Origin of the sequence: Burkholderia cepacia (assembly GCF_029962485.1) — a bacterium.
GTDB lineage: Bacteria > Pseudomonadota > Gammaproteobacteria > Burkholderiales > Burkholderiaceae > Burkholderia.
The window spans coordinates 1,891,283-1,907,942 of the sequence record NZ_CP073637.1 but is presented as its reverse complement, the minus strand read 5'-3'; the positions used below and the strand labels follow the sequence as shown (position 1 = coordinate 1,907,942).

16 protein-coding genes and 2 pseudogenes are annotated in these 16,660 nt (G+C 65.9%); 11 read left to right on the top strand and 7 right to left on the bottom strand.

Annotated features, from left to right (window positions below; translation table 11 throughout):
* Positions 1-2: 2 nt before the first annotated feature.
* The 3 genes from KEC55_RS08830 to KEC55_RS08820 all read left to right on the top strand — a co-directional run bounded on the left by KEC55_RS08830 (position 3) and on the right by KEC55_RS08820 (position 4,326).
* Positions 3-3,176 (top strand): multidrug efflux RND transporter permease subunit, encoded by a 3,174-nt coding sequence (locus tag KEC55_RS08830; RefSeq protein ID WP_282507508.1) that lies wholly within the window; start codon positions 3-5, stop codon positions 3,174-3,176.
* 488 nt (positions 3,177-3,664) lie between these two features.
* Positions 3,665-3,961 (top strand): type II toxin-antitoxin system RelE/ParE family toxin, encoded by a 297-nt coding sequence (locus tag KEC55_RS08825; RefSeq protein ID WP_282505042.1) that lies wholly within the window; start codon positions 3,665-3,667, stop codon positions 3,959-3,961.
* A gap of 2 nt (positions 3,962-3,963) precedes the next feature.
* Positions 3,964-4,326, top strand: coding sequence for an addiction module antidote protein (locus KEC55_RS08820; RefSeq protein ID WP_282505040.1), 363 nt, complete (start codon positions 3,964-3,966; stop codon positions 4,324-4,326).
* Between the two features lie 18 nt (positions 4,327-4,344).
* On the opposite strand, the pseudogene KEC55_RS35105 reads toward KEC55_RS08820, so the two are convergent.
* A pseudogene (locus KEC55_RS35105) lies at positions 4,345-4,485 on the bottom strand (phage portal protein); the annotation flags it as partial.
* Between the two features lie 373 nt (positions 4,486-4,858).
* On the opposite strand from KEC55_RS35105, the pseudogene KEC55_RS08815 reads away from it, so the two are divergent.
* Positions 4,859-5,112 (top strand): annotated as a pseudogene (locus tag KEC55_RS08815) (helix-turn-helix domain-containing protein); the annotation flags it as partial.
* A gap of 17 nt (positions 5,113-5,129) precedes the next feature.
* Here KEC55_RS08815 and KEC55_RS08810 read toward each other — a convergent pair.
* From KEC55_RS08810 to KEC55_RS08800, 3 genes are all read right to left on the bottom strand, one after another.
* On the bottom strand, positions 5,130-5,978 hold the full coding sequence (locus KEC55_RS08810) for a S66 peptidase family protein (RefSeq protein ID WP_318654661.1): 849 nt from the start codon (positions 5,976-5,978) through the stop codon (positions 5,130-5,132).
* A gap of 265 nt (positions 5,979-6,243) precedes the next feature.
* Positions 6,244-7,584 carry an APC family permease gene (locus tag KEC55_RS08805; protein WP_282505038.1) on the bottom strand — a complete coding sequence of 447 codons (1,341 nt, stop codon included), beginning with the start codon at positions 7,582-7,584 and terminating at the stop codon, positions 6,244-6,246.
* Positions 7,585-7,708: 124 nt separating this feature from the next.
* Entirely contained in the window at positions 7,709-8,554 is an 846-nt protein-coding gene (locus tag KEC55_RS08800) for a carbon-nitrogen hydrolase family protein (RefSeq protein WP_282505037.1), read from the bottom strand.
* Between the two features lie 178 nt (positions 8,555-8,732).
* Here KEC55_RS08800 and KEC55_RS08795 point away from each other — a divergent pair, with 178 nt between their 5' ends.
* Positions 8,733-9,551 carry a response regulator transcription factor gene (locus KEC55_RS08795; RefSeq protein ID WP_282505036.1) on the top strand — a complete coding sequence of 273 codons (819 nt, stop codon included), beginning with the start codon at positions 8,733-8,735 and terminating at the stop codon, positions 9,549-9,551.
* A 44-nt stretch (positions 9,552-9,595) separates the two neighbouring features.
* On the opposite strand, the gene KEC55_RS08790 is transcribed toward KEC55_RS08795, so the two are convergent.
* Together KEC55_RS08790 and KEC55_RS08785 are read right to left on the bottom strand one after the other, a co-directional pair.
* Positions 9,596-10,189 carry a GNAT family N-acetyltransferase gene (locus tag KEC55_RS08790; protein WP_282505034.1) on the bottom strand — a complete coding sequence of 198 codons (594 nt, stop codon included), beginning with the start codon at positions 10,187-10,189 and terminating at the stop codon, positions 9,596-9,598.
* A gap of 175 nt (positions 10,190-10,364) precedes the next feature.
* Entirely contained in the window at positions 10,365-11,021 is a 657-nt protein-coding gene (locus KEC55_RS08785) for a glutathione S-transferase family protein (protein WP_282505033.1), read from the bottom strand.
* 251 nt (positions 11,022-11,272) lie between these two features.
* On the opposite strand from KEC55_RS08785, the gene KEC55_RS08780 reads away from it, so the two are divergent.
* The 5 genes from KEC55_RS08780 (at position 11,273) to KEC55_RS08760 (ending at position 15,345) form a co-directional block, all read left to right on the top strand.
* A complete protein-coding gene (locus KEC55_RS08780) occupies positions 11,273-12,277 on the top strand; it encodes a LysR family transcriptional regulator (RefSeq protein ID WP_282505032.1) in 1,005 nt (334 codons plus the stop codon).
* 142 nt (positions 12,278-12,419) lie between these two features.
* The gene (locus KEC55_RS08775; RefSeq protein WP_282505031.1) at positions 12,420-13,217 is read left to right on the top strand and encodes an alpha/beta hydrolase; all 798 of its coding nucleotides are present in this window, start codon (positions 12,420-12,422) and stop codon (positions 13,215-13,217) included.
* 50 nt (positions 13,218-13,267) lie between these two features.
* Positions 13,268-14,029, top strand: coding sequence for an SDR family oxidoreductase (locus KEC55_RS08770; protein ID WP_282505030.1), 762 nt, complete (start codon positions 13,268-13,270; stop codon positions 14,027-14,029).
* Positions 14,030-14,149: 120 nt separating this feature from the next.
* A complete protein-coding gene (locus KEC55_RS08765; protein WP_282505028.1) occupies positions 14,150-14,554 on the top strand; it encodes a nuclear transport factor 2 family protein in 405 nt (134 codons plus the stop codon).
* Positions 14,555-14,592: 38 nt separating this feature from the next.
* The gene (locus KEC55_RS08760; protein ID WP_282505027.1) at positions 14,593-15,345 is read left to right on the top strand and encodes a hypothetical protein; all 753 of its coding nucleotides are present in this window, start codon (positions 14,593-14,595) and stop codon (positions 15,343-15,345) included.
* Between the two features lie 60 nt (positions 15,346-15,405).
* Here the strand turns inward: KEC55_RS08760 and KEC55_RS08755 are convergent, their stop codons facing one another.
* Complete coding sequence (locus tag KEC55_RS08755; protein ID WP_282505026.1) at positions 15,406-15,804, bottom strand: nuclear transport factor 2 family protein; 399 nt, start codon at positions 15,802-15,804, stop codon at positions 15,406-15,408.
* A gap of 133 nt (positions 15,805-15,937) precedes the next feature.
* On the opposite strand from KEC55_RS08755, the gene KEC55_RS08750 reads away from it, so the two are divergent.
* Positions 15,938-16,570 (top strand): TetR/AcrR family transcriptional regulator, encoded by a 633-nt coding sequence (locus KEC55_RS08750; protein WP_282505025.1) that lies wholly within the window; start codon positions 15,938-15,940, stop codon positions 16,568-16,570.
* The last annotated feature ends 90 nt before the right edge of the window (positions 16,571-16,660 follow it).

The following is a 16,660-nucleotide window of genomic DNA, read 5'->3' as shown; positions in this document are numbered from 1 at the left end:
CGATGCCGTCGTTCTTCATCGATCGTCCCGTCTTTGCGTGGATCGTCGCGCTTGCGATCGTCGTCGCGGGCGTACTCGCGATTCCACAGCTTCCGATCGCCCAGTATCCGCGCCTGGCGCCGCCGCGCGTCGTGATCACCGCCGCGTACCCGGGCGCGTCGACCGAGACGGTCGACGGCGACGTCGGCAGCATCATCGAGGAAAGCCTGGACGGCGCCGACGGGCTCCTGTACTACGAGACGAGCAGCGACGGTCACGGCAACCTCGAGATCGACGTGACGTTTTCGCCGGGCACCGATCCCGACATCGCGCTCGTCGACGTGAACAACCGGCTGAAGCAGGTCGAGTCGCGGTTGCCGCAACAGGTCGTCCAGCAGGGGATCGGCGTGTTCAAGGCGGCGAACACGTTCCTGATGCTCGTCACGCTGACGTCGACCGACGGCCAGCGCGATTCCGCGCAGCTCGGCGATTACCTGAACCGCTACGTGCTGCGCGAGCTGAAGCGCGCGCCGGGCGTCGGCGCGGCCGAACTGTGGGACGCCGACGAGGCGCTGCGGGTCTGGCTCGATCCGCACAAGCTGCGCGAATACGGCCTCGGCGCCGACGACGTGATCGCGGCGATCGGCACGCAGAATGCGACGGTGACGGCCGGTGCGATCGGCGACGCGCCGTTTCCGGGCGGCCAGCAGCTGACCGCGCAGATCGTCGTCAAGGGGCAGCTCGCGTCGCCGGACGAGTTCGGCCGGATCGTGCTGAAGTCGAAGACGGACGGCTCGGCGGTGCGCGTCGCCGACGTCGCGCGCGTCGAGATCGGTCGCGACGACTACTCGTTCTATTCAAGGCTGAACGGCCGCCCGGCCGCGACGGTCGGCATCCAGCTCGGCCCGCGCGGCAACGCGCTCGAAACGTCGAACGCGATCCGTGCGCGGCTCGCCGAGCTGTCGCGGACGTTGCCGCCGGGCGTGGCGATCGAGATTCCGTTCGACGGCGCGCATTTCGTGACGATCGCGATCCGCGAGGTCGTGCTGACGCTGATCGAGGCGGTCGTGCTGGTGTTCTGCGTGATGTGGCTGTTCCTGCGCGACCTGCGCTACACGCTGGTGCCGACGGTCGTGATTCCGGTCACGCTGATGGGCGCGTTCGTCGCGATGTGGGCGTTCGGGCTGTCGATCAACGTGTTCACGATGTTCGGTCTCGTGCTGGCGATCGGCATCCTCGTCGACGATGCGATCGTCGTCGTCGAGAGCGTGCACCGCGTGATGGAGGAGGGCGTGTCGCCGCGCGACGCCACGCGCCGGGCCATGAAGCGGATCGGCGGGGCGATCGTCGGCGTGACCGCGGTGCTGACCGCCGTATTCGTGCCGATGGCGTTTTTCCCCGGTACTGTCGGCGGTATTTACCGGCAGTTCGCGGTGGCGATGATCGCATCGATGCTGGTGTCGTCGTTCATGGCGCTGTCGCTCACGCCCGCGCTGTGCGCGAACCTGCTGAAGCCGGTCGCGCGGCACGACGGCAGGGCCGCCCGTGCGCGGCGCCGCGGCATCGGCGCGCGGCTGGCCGACCGGTTCGGTGCGGGCTTTACGCGTGTCGAGGCCGGTTATCGCCGCGTTGCCGTGTTCGCGGTGCGGCGCACCGGTATCGTCGTCGCGGTCTACGCGGCGCTCGTGATCGCCTGTGGGCTGCTGTACTGGATGATGCCGGGCGGCTTCCTGCCGACCGAGGACCAGGGGCAGCTGCAGGTGATGATCCAGTTGCCGGCCGGCGCGACGCAGGCGCGCACACTCGTGACCGTCGAGCGTGTCGAGACGATCCTGCGCGCGGAGCCGGCGATCGCGAACGTGACGAGCGTGATCGGCTGGAGTTTCGCGGGCAGCGGGCAGAACGTCGGGATGGCGTTCGTCGAGCTGAAGGACTGGGCGCAGCGCGATGTCGACGCGATGACGCTGCGCGACCGGCTCAACCGCCGTTTCGGCGAGATCCTCGACGGCGACGTCGAGGCGTCGCTGCCGCCCTCGGTGCGCGGCATCGGGCATTCCGACGGTTTCACGTTCCGGCTCGAGGATCGCGGCGGGGTCGGGCTCGACACGTTGAAGGCGGCTCGCGAGCAACTGTCCGAACGCGCGAAGGCGGATCCGCTGCTGGCCGCCGTGCATTTCGAAGACCTGCCTGACGCGCCGCGTATCGAGCTCGATGTCGATCGCGCGAAGGCGTATGCGCTTGGTGTACCGTTCGAGCGGATCGCGGGGCTCCTGGGCGGCACGTTCGGTTCGAATTACATCAACGATTTTCCGGCGTCGGGCCGGATGCGGCGCGTGATCATCGAGGCCGAGCCGGTCGCCCGCACGACCGACACGCAGTTGATGGCGCTGACCGTGCCGAACCGCACCGGCGACATGGTGCCGCTATCGGCGATCGCCGCGCCGCACTGGACGATCGGTCCGGTGATGCTGAATCGTTACAACGGCTATCCGTCGCTCGACATCAGCGGCCGGGCGGCGACCGGCACGAGTTCGGGCGCGGCGATGGCGGAGATGGAGCGGCTCGCCGGCGGGCTGCCGGCCGGAATCGGCTTTGACTGGGTGGATGCGGCGCGCGAGGAGCAGGTCGCCGCGCGGCAGACGCCGCTGCTCGTCGGGCTGTCGGTGCTCGCGGTCTTCATGGCGCTCGCCGCGCTGTACGAAAGCTGGACGATTCCGCTGTCCGTGCTGACGATCGTGCCGCTCGGCATGATCGGCGCGATTGCGGCAGCGCTCGCGCGCGGCATGCCGAACGATGTGTACTTCAAGGTCGGGATGATCACCGTGGTCGGGCTGGCGGCGAAGAACGCGATTTTGATCGTGCAGTACGCACGGGACCTGGCCGCGCGTGGCGTGCCGCTGCGGCAGGCGGTGATCGACGCGGCCGCCGCGCGATTCAGGCCGATCGTGATGACGTCGATGGCGTTTCTGCTCGGCGTCGTGCCGCTCGTGCTGGCGACGGGCGCGGGCGCGGAAAGCCGGCGGTCGATCGGAACGGGTGCGTTTGGAGGCGTGCTGGCGGCGACGATGTTCGGGCTGGTTTTTGCGCCGGTGGCGTTTCGTTTGGTGGTGTCCGCCGGCCGGCGTGGCCGGCAGGCTGCGGGAATGCGGCGGGACGCGCGGCGAGCGGAAACGGTCGGGGATCTGGAGGTGGATTGAGGTGGGAGCGGGTTGTTTTTCGGTTGGATCAGGGGTTGGCGGATGTCATTTCCGACTGAAAAACGCACAGATATCCGGCAATGTGAAACCGCCGGCTGCCCGCGCCAGTAGGCGATGGCGGGCCGCCGGCCAGGTGCATAGAAAGTGCCACAAATGGAGCGGGCAGGCGGGGAGGGGGCTGCGCGGTGGCGCCGGCGCTGCCGGCGTGCCGATACCCCCTGCCGTCCCCGGGCATGCCCATCCCGCACGCTGTCCGGCCCTACAGAGGCCTCGCTGACGGCGTCGGACCCGTCGCAGGACGGTCGATAGGCACGCCGGTGGAGGTCCTCCATACGGCTCCGACGAGTAACGAGAAAAACCGTGCGGAAAAGATGCGCAAACGGCCGCGGGTTCGGCCGCCCCTCGCCGCGTCCAGCAACGGCGCGCGCCGATCCGGCGAGCCGCACAAAGCAGTAGCTATAGTGTCCCCTATGGGTTACAATTGCCTCATGTTCAAAGTCCTGACGACCCCTCAATTTGATAACTGGCTCGATGGGCTTCGCGACCCGGTTGGCAGCGCGGCAATCAGCCTGCGCATCGAGCGGGCGAAGCTCGGCAACCTCGGCCAGTGGCGCGCAGTCGGTGACGGCGTTAACGAAATGAAGATCGACGTAGGGCCGGGATACCGTGCCTACTTCGTGCGGCGCGGAAAAATCATCGTCGTGGTGTTGTGCGGCGGGGACAAGTCGACGCAGAAGAAGGACATCAAGGCGGCGAAGCAAATCGCCGGCGAACTGGAGGATTGAGTATGAAAATCAGCGAACTGGCGGAATTCGACGGCTCGAAGTACCTGAAGGACGAAGAGGCGATTCGTCACTACCTGGCGCAAGCCTTCGAAGATGGCGATCCGCGGCTGATCCAGGCCGCGCTCGGGAATGTCGCGAAAGCGCGCGGCATGACCGCGCTGGCGCGCGAGTCCGGCGTAAAGCGCGAAGCGCTTTACCGTGCGCTGTCGGAAGGTGGGAATGCGGAGTTTGCAACGATCATGAAGGTCGTCGGTGCGTTGGGATTGCACCTGACCGTTGCACCGACCGTGCAGGCGGCAGAAGCGGCACCGGTGCCGGCACCGACACGCTCGCGCCCGCGTGCCCGCGCTGCGGCGCACACGTAACGTCGCCAGGGTCGGCGTTTATGCTGCCGGCGGCGCCGGCGGAATGGCGTACGGATCGAAGCTCACGACTTCCTCGCCGAGCCAGTCGTTCAATTCCAGGCACCGCGACTGCAACGGCACAATTTCATTTCGCCCGAACACGCGCGCAGCGGTATCGGGTTCGATGTTGGCGACACAGGGGCTTCGACGCTCTCGGCTGCGCCGCTAACGCTAGGTCCGCCGAGCGCTTCGCACGCGAGCAGGCGAAGCAATTCAATGCGGTGCCACGGTATCGGTGAACGGCCGGCGATGTAGTTGCGGACAGTGCGAATGCAGCAGCGCAACTTTCACGCGATATCGCTGACGGACAGGCCGTCGATGAGGTCGAGAAGCTCCTGCAGCGTGCCGTGAGAAGACATCGGAATTGCTAGCTCTTGTATTTGACATAATCATAATTATCACCCAAACAGATTGTAGTAGCTAAGTTCAAATGTCCGCTTTTCGACCCATCGTAAGCTGACCGACCGCTGGCAATCCAGCGTCGGAGGCTGCGATGGCTGCGACGGAACGGATCACGATCACGATGACGATGCGCGAACTGGATCGATTCAAGGTCATTCAGGACGTCGCGGACGGCAAGCTTCAGCCGTGGCGCGCGGCCGAGCGACTCGACTGACGACACGGCAGATCCGGCGACTGGTCGGCCGATTGCGTGAGCACGGGCCGCAAGGTCTCGTGTCACAACGGCGCGCGAAGCCCAGCAACAATCGATTGGACAGCATGACGGCTGACCGGGTGCTGTCGATCACCTTCTAGACTCGACGCTACGCGACGAACCGGATCGCGCTGTTCTCGATGGCAGCCTGGTTGCCGTATTGCCAAGTGATGTTGCGGTGTTCATGTCCGATCGGCAGACCCGAGTAGATCGGCAGGCCGAAGCCGCCCAGCACGTCGACAAGCATCTGCTCGAGCGTGAAATCCGCGCCGTCCGGGATCGGGCAGCGCGTGAATTGCCCGAGCACGAACGCACGGGCCCCGTCGAACGCGCCGCTCAGACGCAGTTGCGTCAGGCTGCGGTCGAGCCGGTAGCCGAACTCCGTCACGTCCTCCAGCAGTACGATCGCGTCGCGTGAGCGAAGCGACCAGCGCGTACCCGCGACGCTCGCGAGTACCGTCACGTTGCCGCCGCACAGACGTCCCCGCACTGCACCGGGGGCGCCGGATAAATGCCGCAGACTCAGCGCGGCGCGTTCGTCGCCGGTCAGCACAGCGCGAATGTCGGCGCGCGTCGCGTCGTCGACCTTGGTCGCCAGACTGTGAAATGTCGGGCCATGCAGCAAACGCACGCCGGGCCGATCCGCGAGTGCGCAGAACAGTGACGTTGCGTCGGAAAAGCCGATGATCGTCTTTGGCGTTGCGATCTCGTCGGGCAAGTGCTCAAGCAAATGCGCGCAACCGAATCCCCCCCGCGCGAGCCACACGATCTCGATCGACGGATCCATCAGGGTGCGCCGCAGGTCGTCCGCGCGCTCCTCGGCGGTACCGGCGAAATAGCGGTACCGGCTGCCGAGATGCGCGCCCGCCCTGACCTCGAAGCCCCAACTTTCAACGAGCGCAATGCCACGCGCGATGCCTTCCGGATCGGGCACACCCGCAGGCGCGACCACGCCCACTGCCTTGCGTCGTGATTCCATTGAATGGCTACCTTGATGATGGAGCACTTGCTGAATATACCCGACACCGCTTGCTAACGGTTCGCCCTTGTAACGCAGCGTCGTGCGCGCGGGGATGACGATCGCCGGCGTCCTCGAAACCGCTGAGTTGCCGGCGCCGCTTGAGAATCACCGTCGCGGCAAAATCGCCGACCGATCGATGCGGATCCCATTCGACCGACGACGGCCGGTGGAAACTACCGCGTCGGCCCCCTCCTCGCCCTGCTCAGATCGCCACTTCCGGCGGCGCCTGCCGAAACAGCCGAGTAATCCAGCACAGATACACGAGCCCGAGCGCGAACCACACGACGCCGAGCACGAGCGCGGTCTTCTCGAGGCTGACGAGCAACCAGATATCGGCCACCGCGCCGATCACCGGAAAGACGATGCCGCCGAACACGCCGATCCTGCGTTCGCCGTGATTGCCCGACAGGTACAGGCGAATCACGCACAGATTGACGGCCGTAAAGGCCAGGAACGCCCCGAAGTTGATGAACGACGTCGACGTGGCGACATCCAGCTTCAATGCGATCAGTCCGACGATGCCGGCCAGTGCGATATTGATCGCGGGCGTCTTGAAGCGCGGGTGAATGAAACCGAAGATGCGCTTCGGCAGGATTTCATCGCGGCCCATCGCATACAGCAGCCGGCCGACGCTCGCCTGCGCGGAGATGCCCGACGCGAACTGCGCAAGGATCAAACCGGCAAGGAACACCGTCACGAACAGGTCGCCGCCGATCATCTTCGCGACTTCGAATGCGGCCGAATCCGTGTCCTTGAACTCGACGCCCGGGTGCGCGAGCTGCATCGTGTACGCGGCGATCACGAAAATCGCGCCACCGATCAGCGCAATCAGCAGGATCGCGCGCGGCATGTTCTTTTTCGGATCGATCGTTTCCTCGGTGAGCGTCGATACCGCGTCGAAGCCGAGGTAGGAGTACGCGGCGATCGCGGCACCGGCCATCGTCGCGCCGAACGGCACGTGCGGCTTGAAGAACGGCTCAGCCATCGCGATACCGCCCGCGCCCGCCGCCGCCGATGCGTAGTGCCAGCACAGCACGACGAACATCCCGACGATCGCCAGTTGCACGATCATCAGCACGATGTTGAAGCGCGCGGCCAGTTCGATGCCGAAGATGTTCAGGCCGCTCGTCAGCACGATGAACGCGACGATCCAGATCCACGTCGGCACATGCGGAAATGCCGCGTTCAGATAGGCCGCGCCGATCAGCCAGATCACCATCGGCAGGAAAAAATAATCGAGCAGCGTCGCCCAGCCGATCATGAAGCCCAGGTGCGGGTTGAACGTCTTGCGCGTGTACGTATAAGCAGAACCTGCGGCGGGATAGAGCCGCGCGAGCTTGCCGTAGCTGAGCGCGGTGAACGCAATGGCGACCAGCGCGAGCAGGTACGCGAGCGCGGCCGTGTCGTCGCTCGCCTTGGCGAGCACGCCGTAGGTACCGTAGACGATCAGCGGCGCCATATAGGCGAGGCCGAACAGCAGCACGGACGGCAGGCCGAGCGTGCGCTTCAGGCGCGCGGGTTCGTGGGAGGACGATGCTTGCATGTTATCTCCTGGGCCCTTGGGGCCGATACGCATGCCTGTAACCGGCATTTCAATGGAATGGGCAGGCACGCGCCGGGCGTGACGCCCGCGCGATGCCGCAGAGGGACAAGCGGGTGAAGCCGGATTACCCGGCGCGGTGACGTCGCGCGTCGATCATCAGCGCGCGACGTCCGTTCGGCTGTTCGACGGGCGCGAGACCGAGCGTCACGCGTGCGTCGTGCAGATAGCTGTAGTGTTCGCGGCTCGCTTCGAGACGCGTCAGGTCGAGGCTCGCCTGCACGACTGCCTCGTCCCGGCCGAGTTCGAGCATGCTCTCGCCGAACGGATCGACCAGCGCGGACTGGCCGGCGAACGTCAGGTCGTCGTCGCCGGAGCCGCACCGGTTCACCATCAGCGCGAACATCTGGTTCTCCATCGCACGCGCCGCGATCGCGCGGCGATGCACGGGGCCGAACGGGTCCATGTTGCCGTTGGTGACGATCAGCAGATCGGCGTCGAGCGCACCGACCGCGCGCGCCGTCTCAGGGAATTCGATGTCGTAGCAGATCAGCAGGCCCACCGTCAGGCCGTTCCACGTGCAGGTCGCGAAACGGTCGCCCGGCGTGAATACGCCGACATCCGACGCCCACAGATGGGTCTTGCGATAGCGCAGCACGATGTCGCCCTGCTCGTCGACGAGCACCGTGGTGTTATAGAACTGTCCGCCGTCGCGCTCCGCGAGGCCGACGGCGACCGCGACGCCTTTTTGGCGCGCGGCGTCGCGTACCGCGGACAACGCGGGACCGTCGAGCGTCTGCGCGACGTCGGCGACGTTGTCCCGCGTCGGGAAGCCCGACAGCGTCGTTTCGGGGAACACGACCAGCTTCGTGCCGCCTGCCGTATCGACGCGGCCGATCGTGTCGAGCGCCTTGCGCGTGTTGTGGGCGACGTCGCCGTCGACCAGCGCGAGTTGCGCGAGTTCTACCTGCATGAAACCTGCTCCTTCCAGTAACCTTTCATCTGCGTGTCGTAGCCATTGCATTGCGCCTACGACGCTTCGTCGAGCGAAACGGCAGCGTCTGCCACTGCCTTTCGAAGTGAGGCCGATTATCGGGTTATTATTTTTGACCTGAAATTCCCCGCCAGGGTTACCCTCACCGGAGGACACGATGGACCTCGAATGGCGAGATCTCGCTTTTCATCGGGAGATCGGTTCGGCCATCGACGCCCTCGATGGCCCGCATTTCTGGGCGCGCCTCACGCGCGTGCTCGAACGGCACCTCGATTTCGACAACTGGGTCGCGCTGCGTTTCGCACGCGATGCCGCGCCGCTCGTGCTCGCCGAACAGGCGATGCCGGACGGCAAGGTCGACCTGATGTTCCAGGACTATCTGGCCGCGCTCTACCAGCTCGATCCGTTCTATCTCGCCGCGTTCGAAACGCAGGCGTCGGGCTTCTACACGCTCGCCGACGTCGCGCCGGACAACTTCCGGATGACCGAGTACTACCAGCGCTACTTCAAGAAGAACATCGTCGGCGACGAAGTGCATTTCAACGTCGTGATCGATCGCGATCACACGCTGGGTTTTTCACTCGGCAAGACGAGCAAGTACGACGACCGCGAGATGGCCTTGCTCACGCTGTACACGCCGTGGGTGCTGTCGTTGATGCAGCAGCGCCTGCGCTTCGAGACGTTCGCCGTGAAGGAGGCGCCGCGCGCAACGGAGAGCGACGCCCCCGATCCGCACGCGCGTTTCGGCATGCTGACCGGCAAGAACGGACGCGGCGCGTTGACGACGCGCGAAATCGAAGTGGCGATGCTGTCGTTGAGCGGGTTCTCGACGCGCGCGATCGGCGAGAAGCTGTCGATCTCGTTCGAGACCGTGCGTGCGCATAAAAAACATATCTACGCAAAGCTCGGTGTCGGGTCGCAGTCCGAACTCTTCGCGTTGTTCTACGATCCGGCGAGAGCGGGGGAATCCGCGTAATTCGCCGCGTGTGGCGGCGGCCGGATGCCCGCAAGCGCCCTCCTTCAAGCGCCCCGACGGGTAGCCAGGTCGAGCCGCAGATCCGTCACGAATGCGCTCCCCGGCTGGTGGGATAGCGTGAACCCGATGGAACGCGCGAGGCCCTTCATCGCATCGTTTTCGGTCAACATCGTGCCGACCATCTGCCGCATGCCCGAGCGTCGCGCCAGTTCGATCAGGCGCGACAACAGCACACGGCCGAGCCCTTGCTGCTGCCACACGTCGTCGATCACGATCGCGCACTCGACGACATCGGTTTCGCCTTCGTCCATCGCATAGCGCGCAACGCCGATCAGCCGCTCGCGGCCGCCGGCCCAGATCGTCGCGATCACCGCGCCTTCCCGCCGGCGGTCGATGCGGGTCCATCGGATCATCTCGTCTTCGGTCGGCTTGCGTGCCGACATCAGCCGCATGTAGCGGCTGTGGCTCGACAGCCGCTCGACCAGCTCGCGTTCGATGTCGAGATCGCCGTGCTCGATCGCACGCAGGAGGATCGGCGTGCCGTCCTTCGCGGCCCAGATGCGCCGGATGCCGAGCGCCGGTTCGTCCGGTTCGGTGCTGCCGTGCACAGCCTGTTCGAGCGCCATCGTTTCCATCATCGCCTCCGCCGTGAACCGCGAGCCCGGCGTGTCGCGACCGGATCGCCGCGCGCCCTGCCCTGACCTGACCGTATGGCTTCGATTATCGGAACGGTCGCCTGCCCGATAAATACATGGCGGACGACTTCACAGTTGGCCGCGCGGAAACAATGGCGCGGCAACGCGGAAGTGGCCGCTATGCCCCGCTGTTCGCACCGGACAACCCCGACGCCTGCAGATCGCCGGGGTCGGGCACCGTCGAGGCGAACGCCGCCGACTGCATCGCATGCTGCGCGACGCGCGCCAGTTGCGGGAATGCGTCGCCGTTGACCGCCTGCGGCACGACCGTCGCTGCACTCTGAAACGCGATGACGGACATGACGTCGGCTTGCGAAATACGCTCCCCGAGCATCCACGGTTCGCCGCAAGCCTCGTTCAGCATGCCGAATCCGGCCTGCATCTGCGCCACATAGCCGGCCTGCAGATGCGGCAGTCGATGGGACTCGGGGCGCAGCATCAGTTCGTCGCAATAACGTGCCAGCTTGTCGTAGCACGCGGAGGCATAGCTCGTGAGCTGCATCGCACGCACGCGCTCGGGGCCGCCGGCAGGCATCAGGCGCTGCTCGACCGGGACGAGGCTGTCCAGGTAGTCGACGATCGCGCCGCTGTCGATCAGGACCTGCCCGTCGTCCAGTTGCAGCGCCGGCACCCGCTTCATCGGGCTGAATGCCGCGACGCGCTCCGGCTCGCGGTAGGCGTGAAAAGGCAGATGCTCGAACGGAATGTTCAGGAGATTCAACGTCACGCCGACGCGGCGCGTGTACCCCGACAACCACGGGCCTACCAGTTTCATCGGAACGCTCCCCGGGCAGTGTTTCAACGCGATGAGCAGCCAGTTTAGGGCATTCGTCCGCGCTCGACCGGACCGGTGCGCGCCGACCGCGGAATCGGGCCGGCTGCGAAGCGGCCACCGTGTGTGGCGGCCTGCCGCGTCGCGGTTTAGACTGCGCGCTGGGCTTGAGGGCCCGGGGTGCGTCCGCCTGCGGGTATCGGGCGCTTCCGGGTTTCAAGCGGTTCAACGCGTCGTACTGAAAGGTCCGGACAATGGATATCGTGCTGGCCATGCGCGTGTTCGCGCGCGTCGTGGAAACGAAAAGCTTTACGCGTGCAGCCGATACGATGGACCTGACTCGCGGGCGCGTGACCGTGATCGTCCAGGGCCTCGAAGCCCACCTGAAAGCGCGGCTGCTGCAGCGCACCACGCGCAGCCTGAACCTGACCGCGGACGGCGCCGCCTATTACGAGCGATGCGTGCGCGTGCTCGCGGATCTCGACGACATCGAAAACTCGTTCCTCGGCAAAGACCGATCGCCGCGCGGACGGTTGCGCGTGGACATGCCCGGCGCGCTCGGGCGCGTGATCGTGATGCCCGCGCTGAACGACTTTCATGCACGCTACCCCGATATCGACCTGATGCTCGGCCTCGGCGACAAGCCGCTCGACCTCGTTCAGGAAGGCATCGACTGCGTGGTGCGCATCGGCACGTTGCAGGATTCGTCGCTCGTGGCGCGACGCGTCGGCATCTACCAGGGCGTGACGGTCGCGAGCCCCGGTTATCTCGAGCAGTTCGGCACGCCGCGCACGCTCGAGGAACTCGCCGATCACCGGACCGTGAATTACTACTGGGGGCGCACGGGGCGGATCATGCCGCTCACGTTCGACGTCGACGGCCGCGCGGTCGAAGTGAAGATGCGCGGCTCGATCGCCGTGAACGATGCGGAGGCTTATCTGAGCGGCGCGCTGAAGGGGCTCGGCATCGTCCAGGGCGCGCGCTTCCTCGCGCTGCCGCACCTCGAAGCGGGGGCGCTGGTCGAGATCCTGTCGCAATGGAAGCCGCCGCCGCTGCCCATCTCGGCGGTCTATCCGCACAATCGCCACCTGTCCGCCACCGTGCGCGCGTTCGTCGACTGGATCGCCGAGCTGTTCCGCCACGATCCGCGGCTGTCCAGCACGCCGGAAACGGATGCCCGCTGCGGCCCAACCAGCATCGATGCGCCGGACGGTGACGAGATCGACGCGGACGGCGACGAGGACGTGCCGCTAGCGTAGGCCGGCCCCGCCGGCAACGGCCGCCACATTGTTCTCAGGAAGAGAACACTGTTGCGGCAAGCGCGAGATTTATCAGCTTCGCGGTAACAACCAGAATGCGTTCATTGTTCAAGCAAACGAGAACGCAGCCGCGTTGACTGGTATGTCTACCGTTTCCCTTTCCGGTTTGCAGGTCGAAGACGCCCGTATCGACGGCCATCGCCAGCCGATCGACGTGCGCAGCTTCCGGCCGCCGACGCAAAAACACCCGCTGTCGATCGTCCTCTATTTCCATGGTGGCCTGTTCACCGGCGGCTCGCTCGACGACACCGACGCCGTCTGCGAAGCGCTCGCGTTGCAGGTGCGCGCATGGGTGCTGTCCGTCGGCTACTCGCTCGCGCCGGCCTTGCCGTTCCCGAGCGCGGTGGAAGACGCGCACCGGGCACTGCGGTGGGCGCAAGCGGAAGCCCGTGCGATGCGTGCGGACAAGCGGCAAATGGCCGTGGCCGGCCACGACGCCGGCGGGAATATCGCCGCAGGCGTTGCCGCGATTGCGCGCGACCGCGGCGACACCGGTATCCGTGCGCAGGTGCTGATCGCGCCGCTGCTCGATCCGAGCATGACGCGTGTCGGCCGCTACACGACCGACGTAGTGCCGGCCATCGACACGCTGGCGGCTAGCTATCGCGCGTATCTGCCGTCGCTGTCGCAGCGCGTGCATCCGTATGCCGCGCCGCTCGAATCGTGCCGCCTCGCCCGTCTGCCGGCCACGTTCATCGCCACGGTCGAGCACGACCCGTTGCATCTCGAAGCCGAACATTACGCCGCGTCGCTGATTGCCGCGGGCGTCCCGACCGAATGCGCGCGTTATGCCGGTACGACGCGCGCCGGCATCGCGACGCATGCGCCGACGCTGCGCGCGGTTAGCGGTTTTCTCCAGCGCCACCTCGCGGGCAGTTGACGGCCGCGAATGTCTTGTCGACACATTTCACTCACCCAGGAGCATGCATCATGAAACTCAGCGGAAACACCATCTTCATCACCGGCGGCACGTCGGGTATCGGCCGTACGCTGGCGGAAGCCTTGCACCGGCGCGGCAACCAGGTGATCGTCGCCGGCCGCCGCAAGGCGCTGCTCGATGAAATCGCGAAGCAGAACCCCGGCATCGACACGGTCGAGCTCGATATCGGCGACGCCGCGCAGATCCGCGCCGTTGCCGCGCAACTGATCGAACGCTATCCGGCGCTGAACGTCGTGATCAACAATGCGGGCATCATGCCGTTCGACGACGCGGCCGGGCCGCTCAACGACGAACAGGCCGTCCAGCTCGTCACCACGAACCTGCTCGGCCCGGTGCGCGTGAGCGCGGCGTTCGTCGAGCACCTGAAGCGGCAGCCCGACGCAACGATCATCAACAACAGCTCGGTGCTCGCGTACGTGCCGCTCGCCGCGACGGCGCTCTACTCGGCGACGAAGGCTGCGATCCACTCGTACACGCTGTCGCAGCGTTTCGCGCTGCGCAACACCAGCGTGCGTGTGCTCGAGATCGCGCCGCCGTGGGTCGACACCGATCTCGTGCACAAGAGCGGCGACCCGCGCGCGATGCCGGTCGACGCGTTCATCGCCGAGACGCTGACACTGCTTGAAACCGCGACGACCGAAGTGGTGGTCGAGGCCGGCAAGCCGTTGCGCGACAACGCGGGGCCAAACGAACACGCGTTCGTCGAGCAGTTCAACCAGTTCATCGCCGATAACCCGATTCCCGTCGCATGACGACAGACCGCGCCATGCAGTCGCGGCGCAAGCAGATGCACTGAGAACGATTGTCCATTCACCCTGTTGTGTCGTACCGGATCGAACGAAACGACACCTTAACTCATCGGAGTCCGAATCATGTCGAAGGAACTTGAAGAAAAGAACGTCGCGCTCGTGCTCGACGCGCTCGACACGTTGTTCAACCGGAAGGATTACGAGAAGGCCGCGCAGTTCTGGTCCGATTCGTATGTCCAGCACAGCCAGCACGTACCGGCCGGCCGCGACGGCCTGTTCGGCCTCGTCGATTCGATGCCCGACCTGCGTTTCGAGTACGACATGGTCGCGGCCAACGGCGACTTCGTCTGGATCCACAGCCGCTACAGCCATTCGGCGTCGCCGGTCGCGCTGATCGCGCTGGATATCCTGCGCATCGAGAACGGGAAACTGGTCGAACACTGGGACGTGCTGCAGAACGAGGCGGCACGCAGCGAATCCGCCGGCGGCCATCCGATGTTCGGCGACCGCTTCGGCGACGAGCGCTGATTCGCGCGCGTCAGGCCGCCCGACACACGGAGGATGCAATGAGTACGTTGCTCGAACAGGCAATCGACGCCCACGGCGGGATCGACAACTGGAACAGGTTCCGCACGGTGACGGCGGCGCTCGATATCGGGGGCGCCGTCTGGCACCTGAAGGACCAGCCGGGACTGTTCCACGGGATCGAGCTGGCCGCCGACCTGCGGCGCCAACGGGTCGAGATCGCGTCGCGGGCCGGCGGCTGGCGCGGCACGTTCGAGCCGGACGTCGTCGCGATCGACGCCGCGAACGGCGCGGCACCCGAAGAAAGGCGCACGCCGCGCAGCGCCTACCAAGGCCATACGCAGCAGACCCGCTGGGATCGCCTGCATGCGCTGTACTTCACCGGTTACGCGCTCTGGACCTATCTGACCATTCCGTTTCTCTACGCCCGTCCGGGTTTTCGGACGGAAGAACTGTCCGACTGGCACGAGAACGGCGAAACCTGGCGGCGCCTGAAAGTCACGTTCCCGGATACGATTGCCAGCCACAGTCGCGAGCAGGTGTCCTACTTCGGCGAAGACGGGCTGCTGCGCCGCCACGATTACACGGTCGATGTGATGGGCGGCGCACGCGGCGCGAACTATGCATCGGACTACCGCAACGTGCACGGCGTGATGGTGCCGATGTCGCGCCGCGTCTTTGCGTACGACGATGCGACGCAGAAGATCGACGAGCCGCTCCTGGTTTCCATCGACATCCGCAGCATCGATTTCCACGCCGAACCGGCGCCGGGCGACCGCCCTGCTCTTCCCTGACGTTCCACGCGCCCGACGCGATTGCATGATCGCGCGTCGGGCACGTCGCAATGCCGGCCTCTACTCCTGCGCCGACGTGAGCATGCTGTTGCCGTTCGCGCTTTGCGCCGCGGGCACTTCCTGCTGCATGACGTCCCAGTGTTCGGCGACCTTGCCGTTCTCCACGCGAAAGATGTCGACGGCGACCATCGGTTCCGGACCCCAGCCGAAGTAGCGGCCGTGGATGCTGACATAGTCGCCCTCCGCCACGACGAGCCCCGGCTCGTACCTGAAATCGGCCGGCAGGTTGCCCAGCAGCGCCTTGATCGCCGCCGTGCCGTTCGGAATCTGCGGATTGTGCTGCCGGTAATCGTCGCTGAACAGCCGATCCAACACCGCGGGATCGCGGTGGATGAAAACGCCCGTGATCGCCTCGAGAACCAGCGCCTTGTTTGCTGCCGTTTTCCCTGATGTCGTCATTGCACTGCTCCTGTGAGTGACGGCCGAGGCCGGGCACGCGACATGCGTCGACCTATAAAGGTACCGATCTGTACCTTTACGAAGAATGGGCGCTTGGTGTACTTTTGTCAATCACGATTGCGCGGAGGCACCGGTGAGCAAGACGACAACGACCACGACCACCAAACGGGGCGCGCCGAAGCGCGGCGAGCCTTCCGCGCGTGAACGACTGGTCGAGACCGCGATCGAGCTGTTCTATCAACATGGCATCCGCGCGATCGGCATCGATGCCGTGCTCGAACGCTCTGGCGTATCGAAGTCGTCGCTCTACCGGACGTTCGCGTCGAAGGACGAACTGATCGCGGCCTTCGCGGACGAGCAGAACCGCCGCTTCTGGGCGTGGTGGGACGCGATCGTTGACGCGCATGCCGGTGCGCCGCGCAGGCAGCTCGACGCATTGTTCGACGGCATCGCGGACCTGCTCTCGACGCCCCGGTTTCGCGGCTGTCCGTTCGTCAATCTCGCGACGGAGTTCCCCGATCGCGACCATCCCGGCACGGTCATCGCGTGCGCCAACAAGGCGGAGGTCCGCGCGCGCCTGCACACCCTGTGCCGCGCGCTGGCGGTCGACGACCCGGTTCGGCTGGGCAACCAGCTGTCGCTGCTGATGGAGGGGGCGTATGCGTCGGCGCTGACCTTCGGCGTCGCCGGCCTGAAGGCCGAACTGGTCGATGCGGCACGACGATTGATCGACAGCGAGGTCGAGCGACCGCCGGTCATCCGCTGAACCGGCGCCGCATGCGATACCGCCTCCGATGAGGTCGGACGAAAAAAAGGCCGCGCCCCGATACGGGCGCGGCCTTCCCTGCGTTCCGGT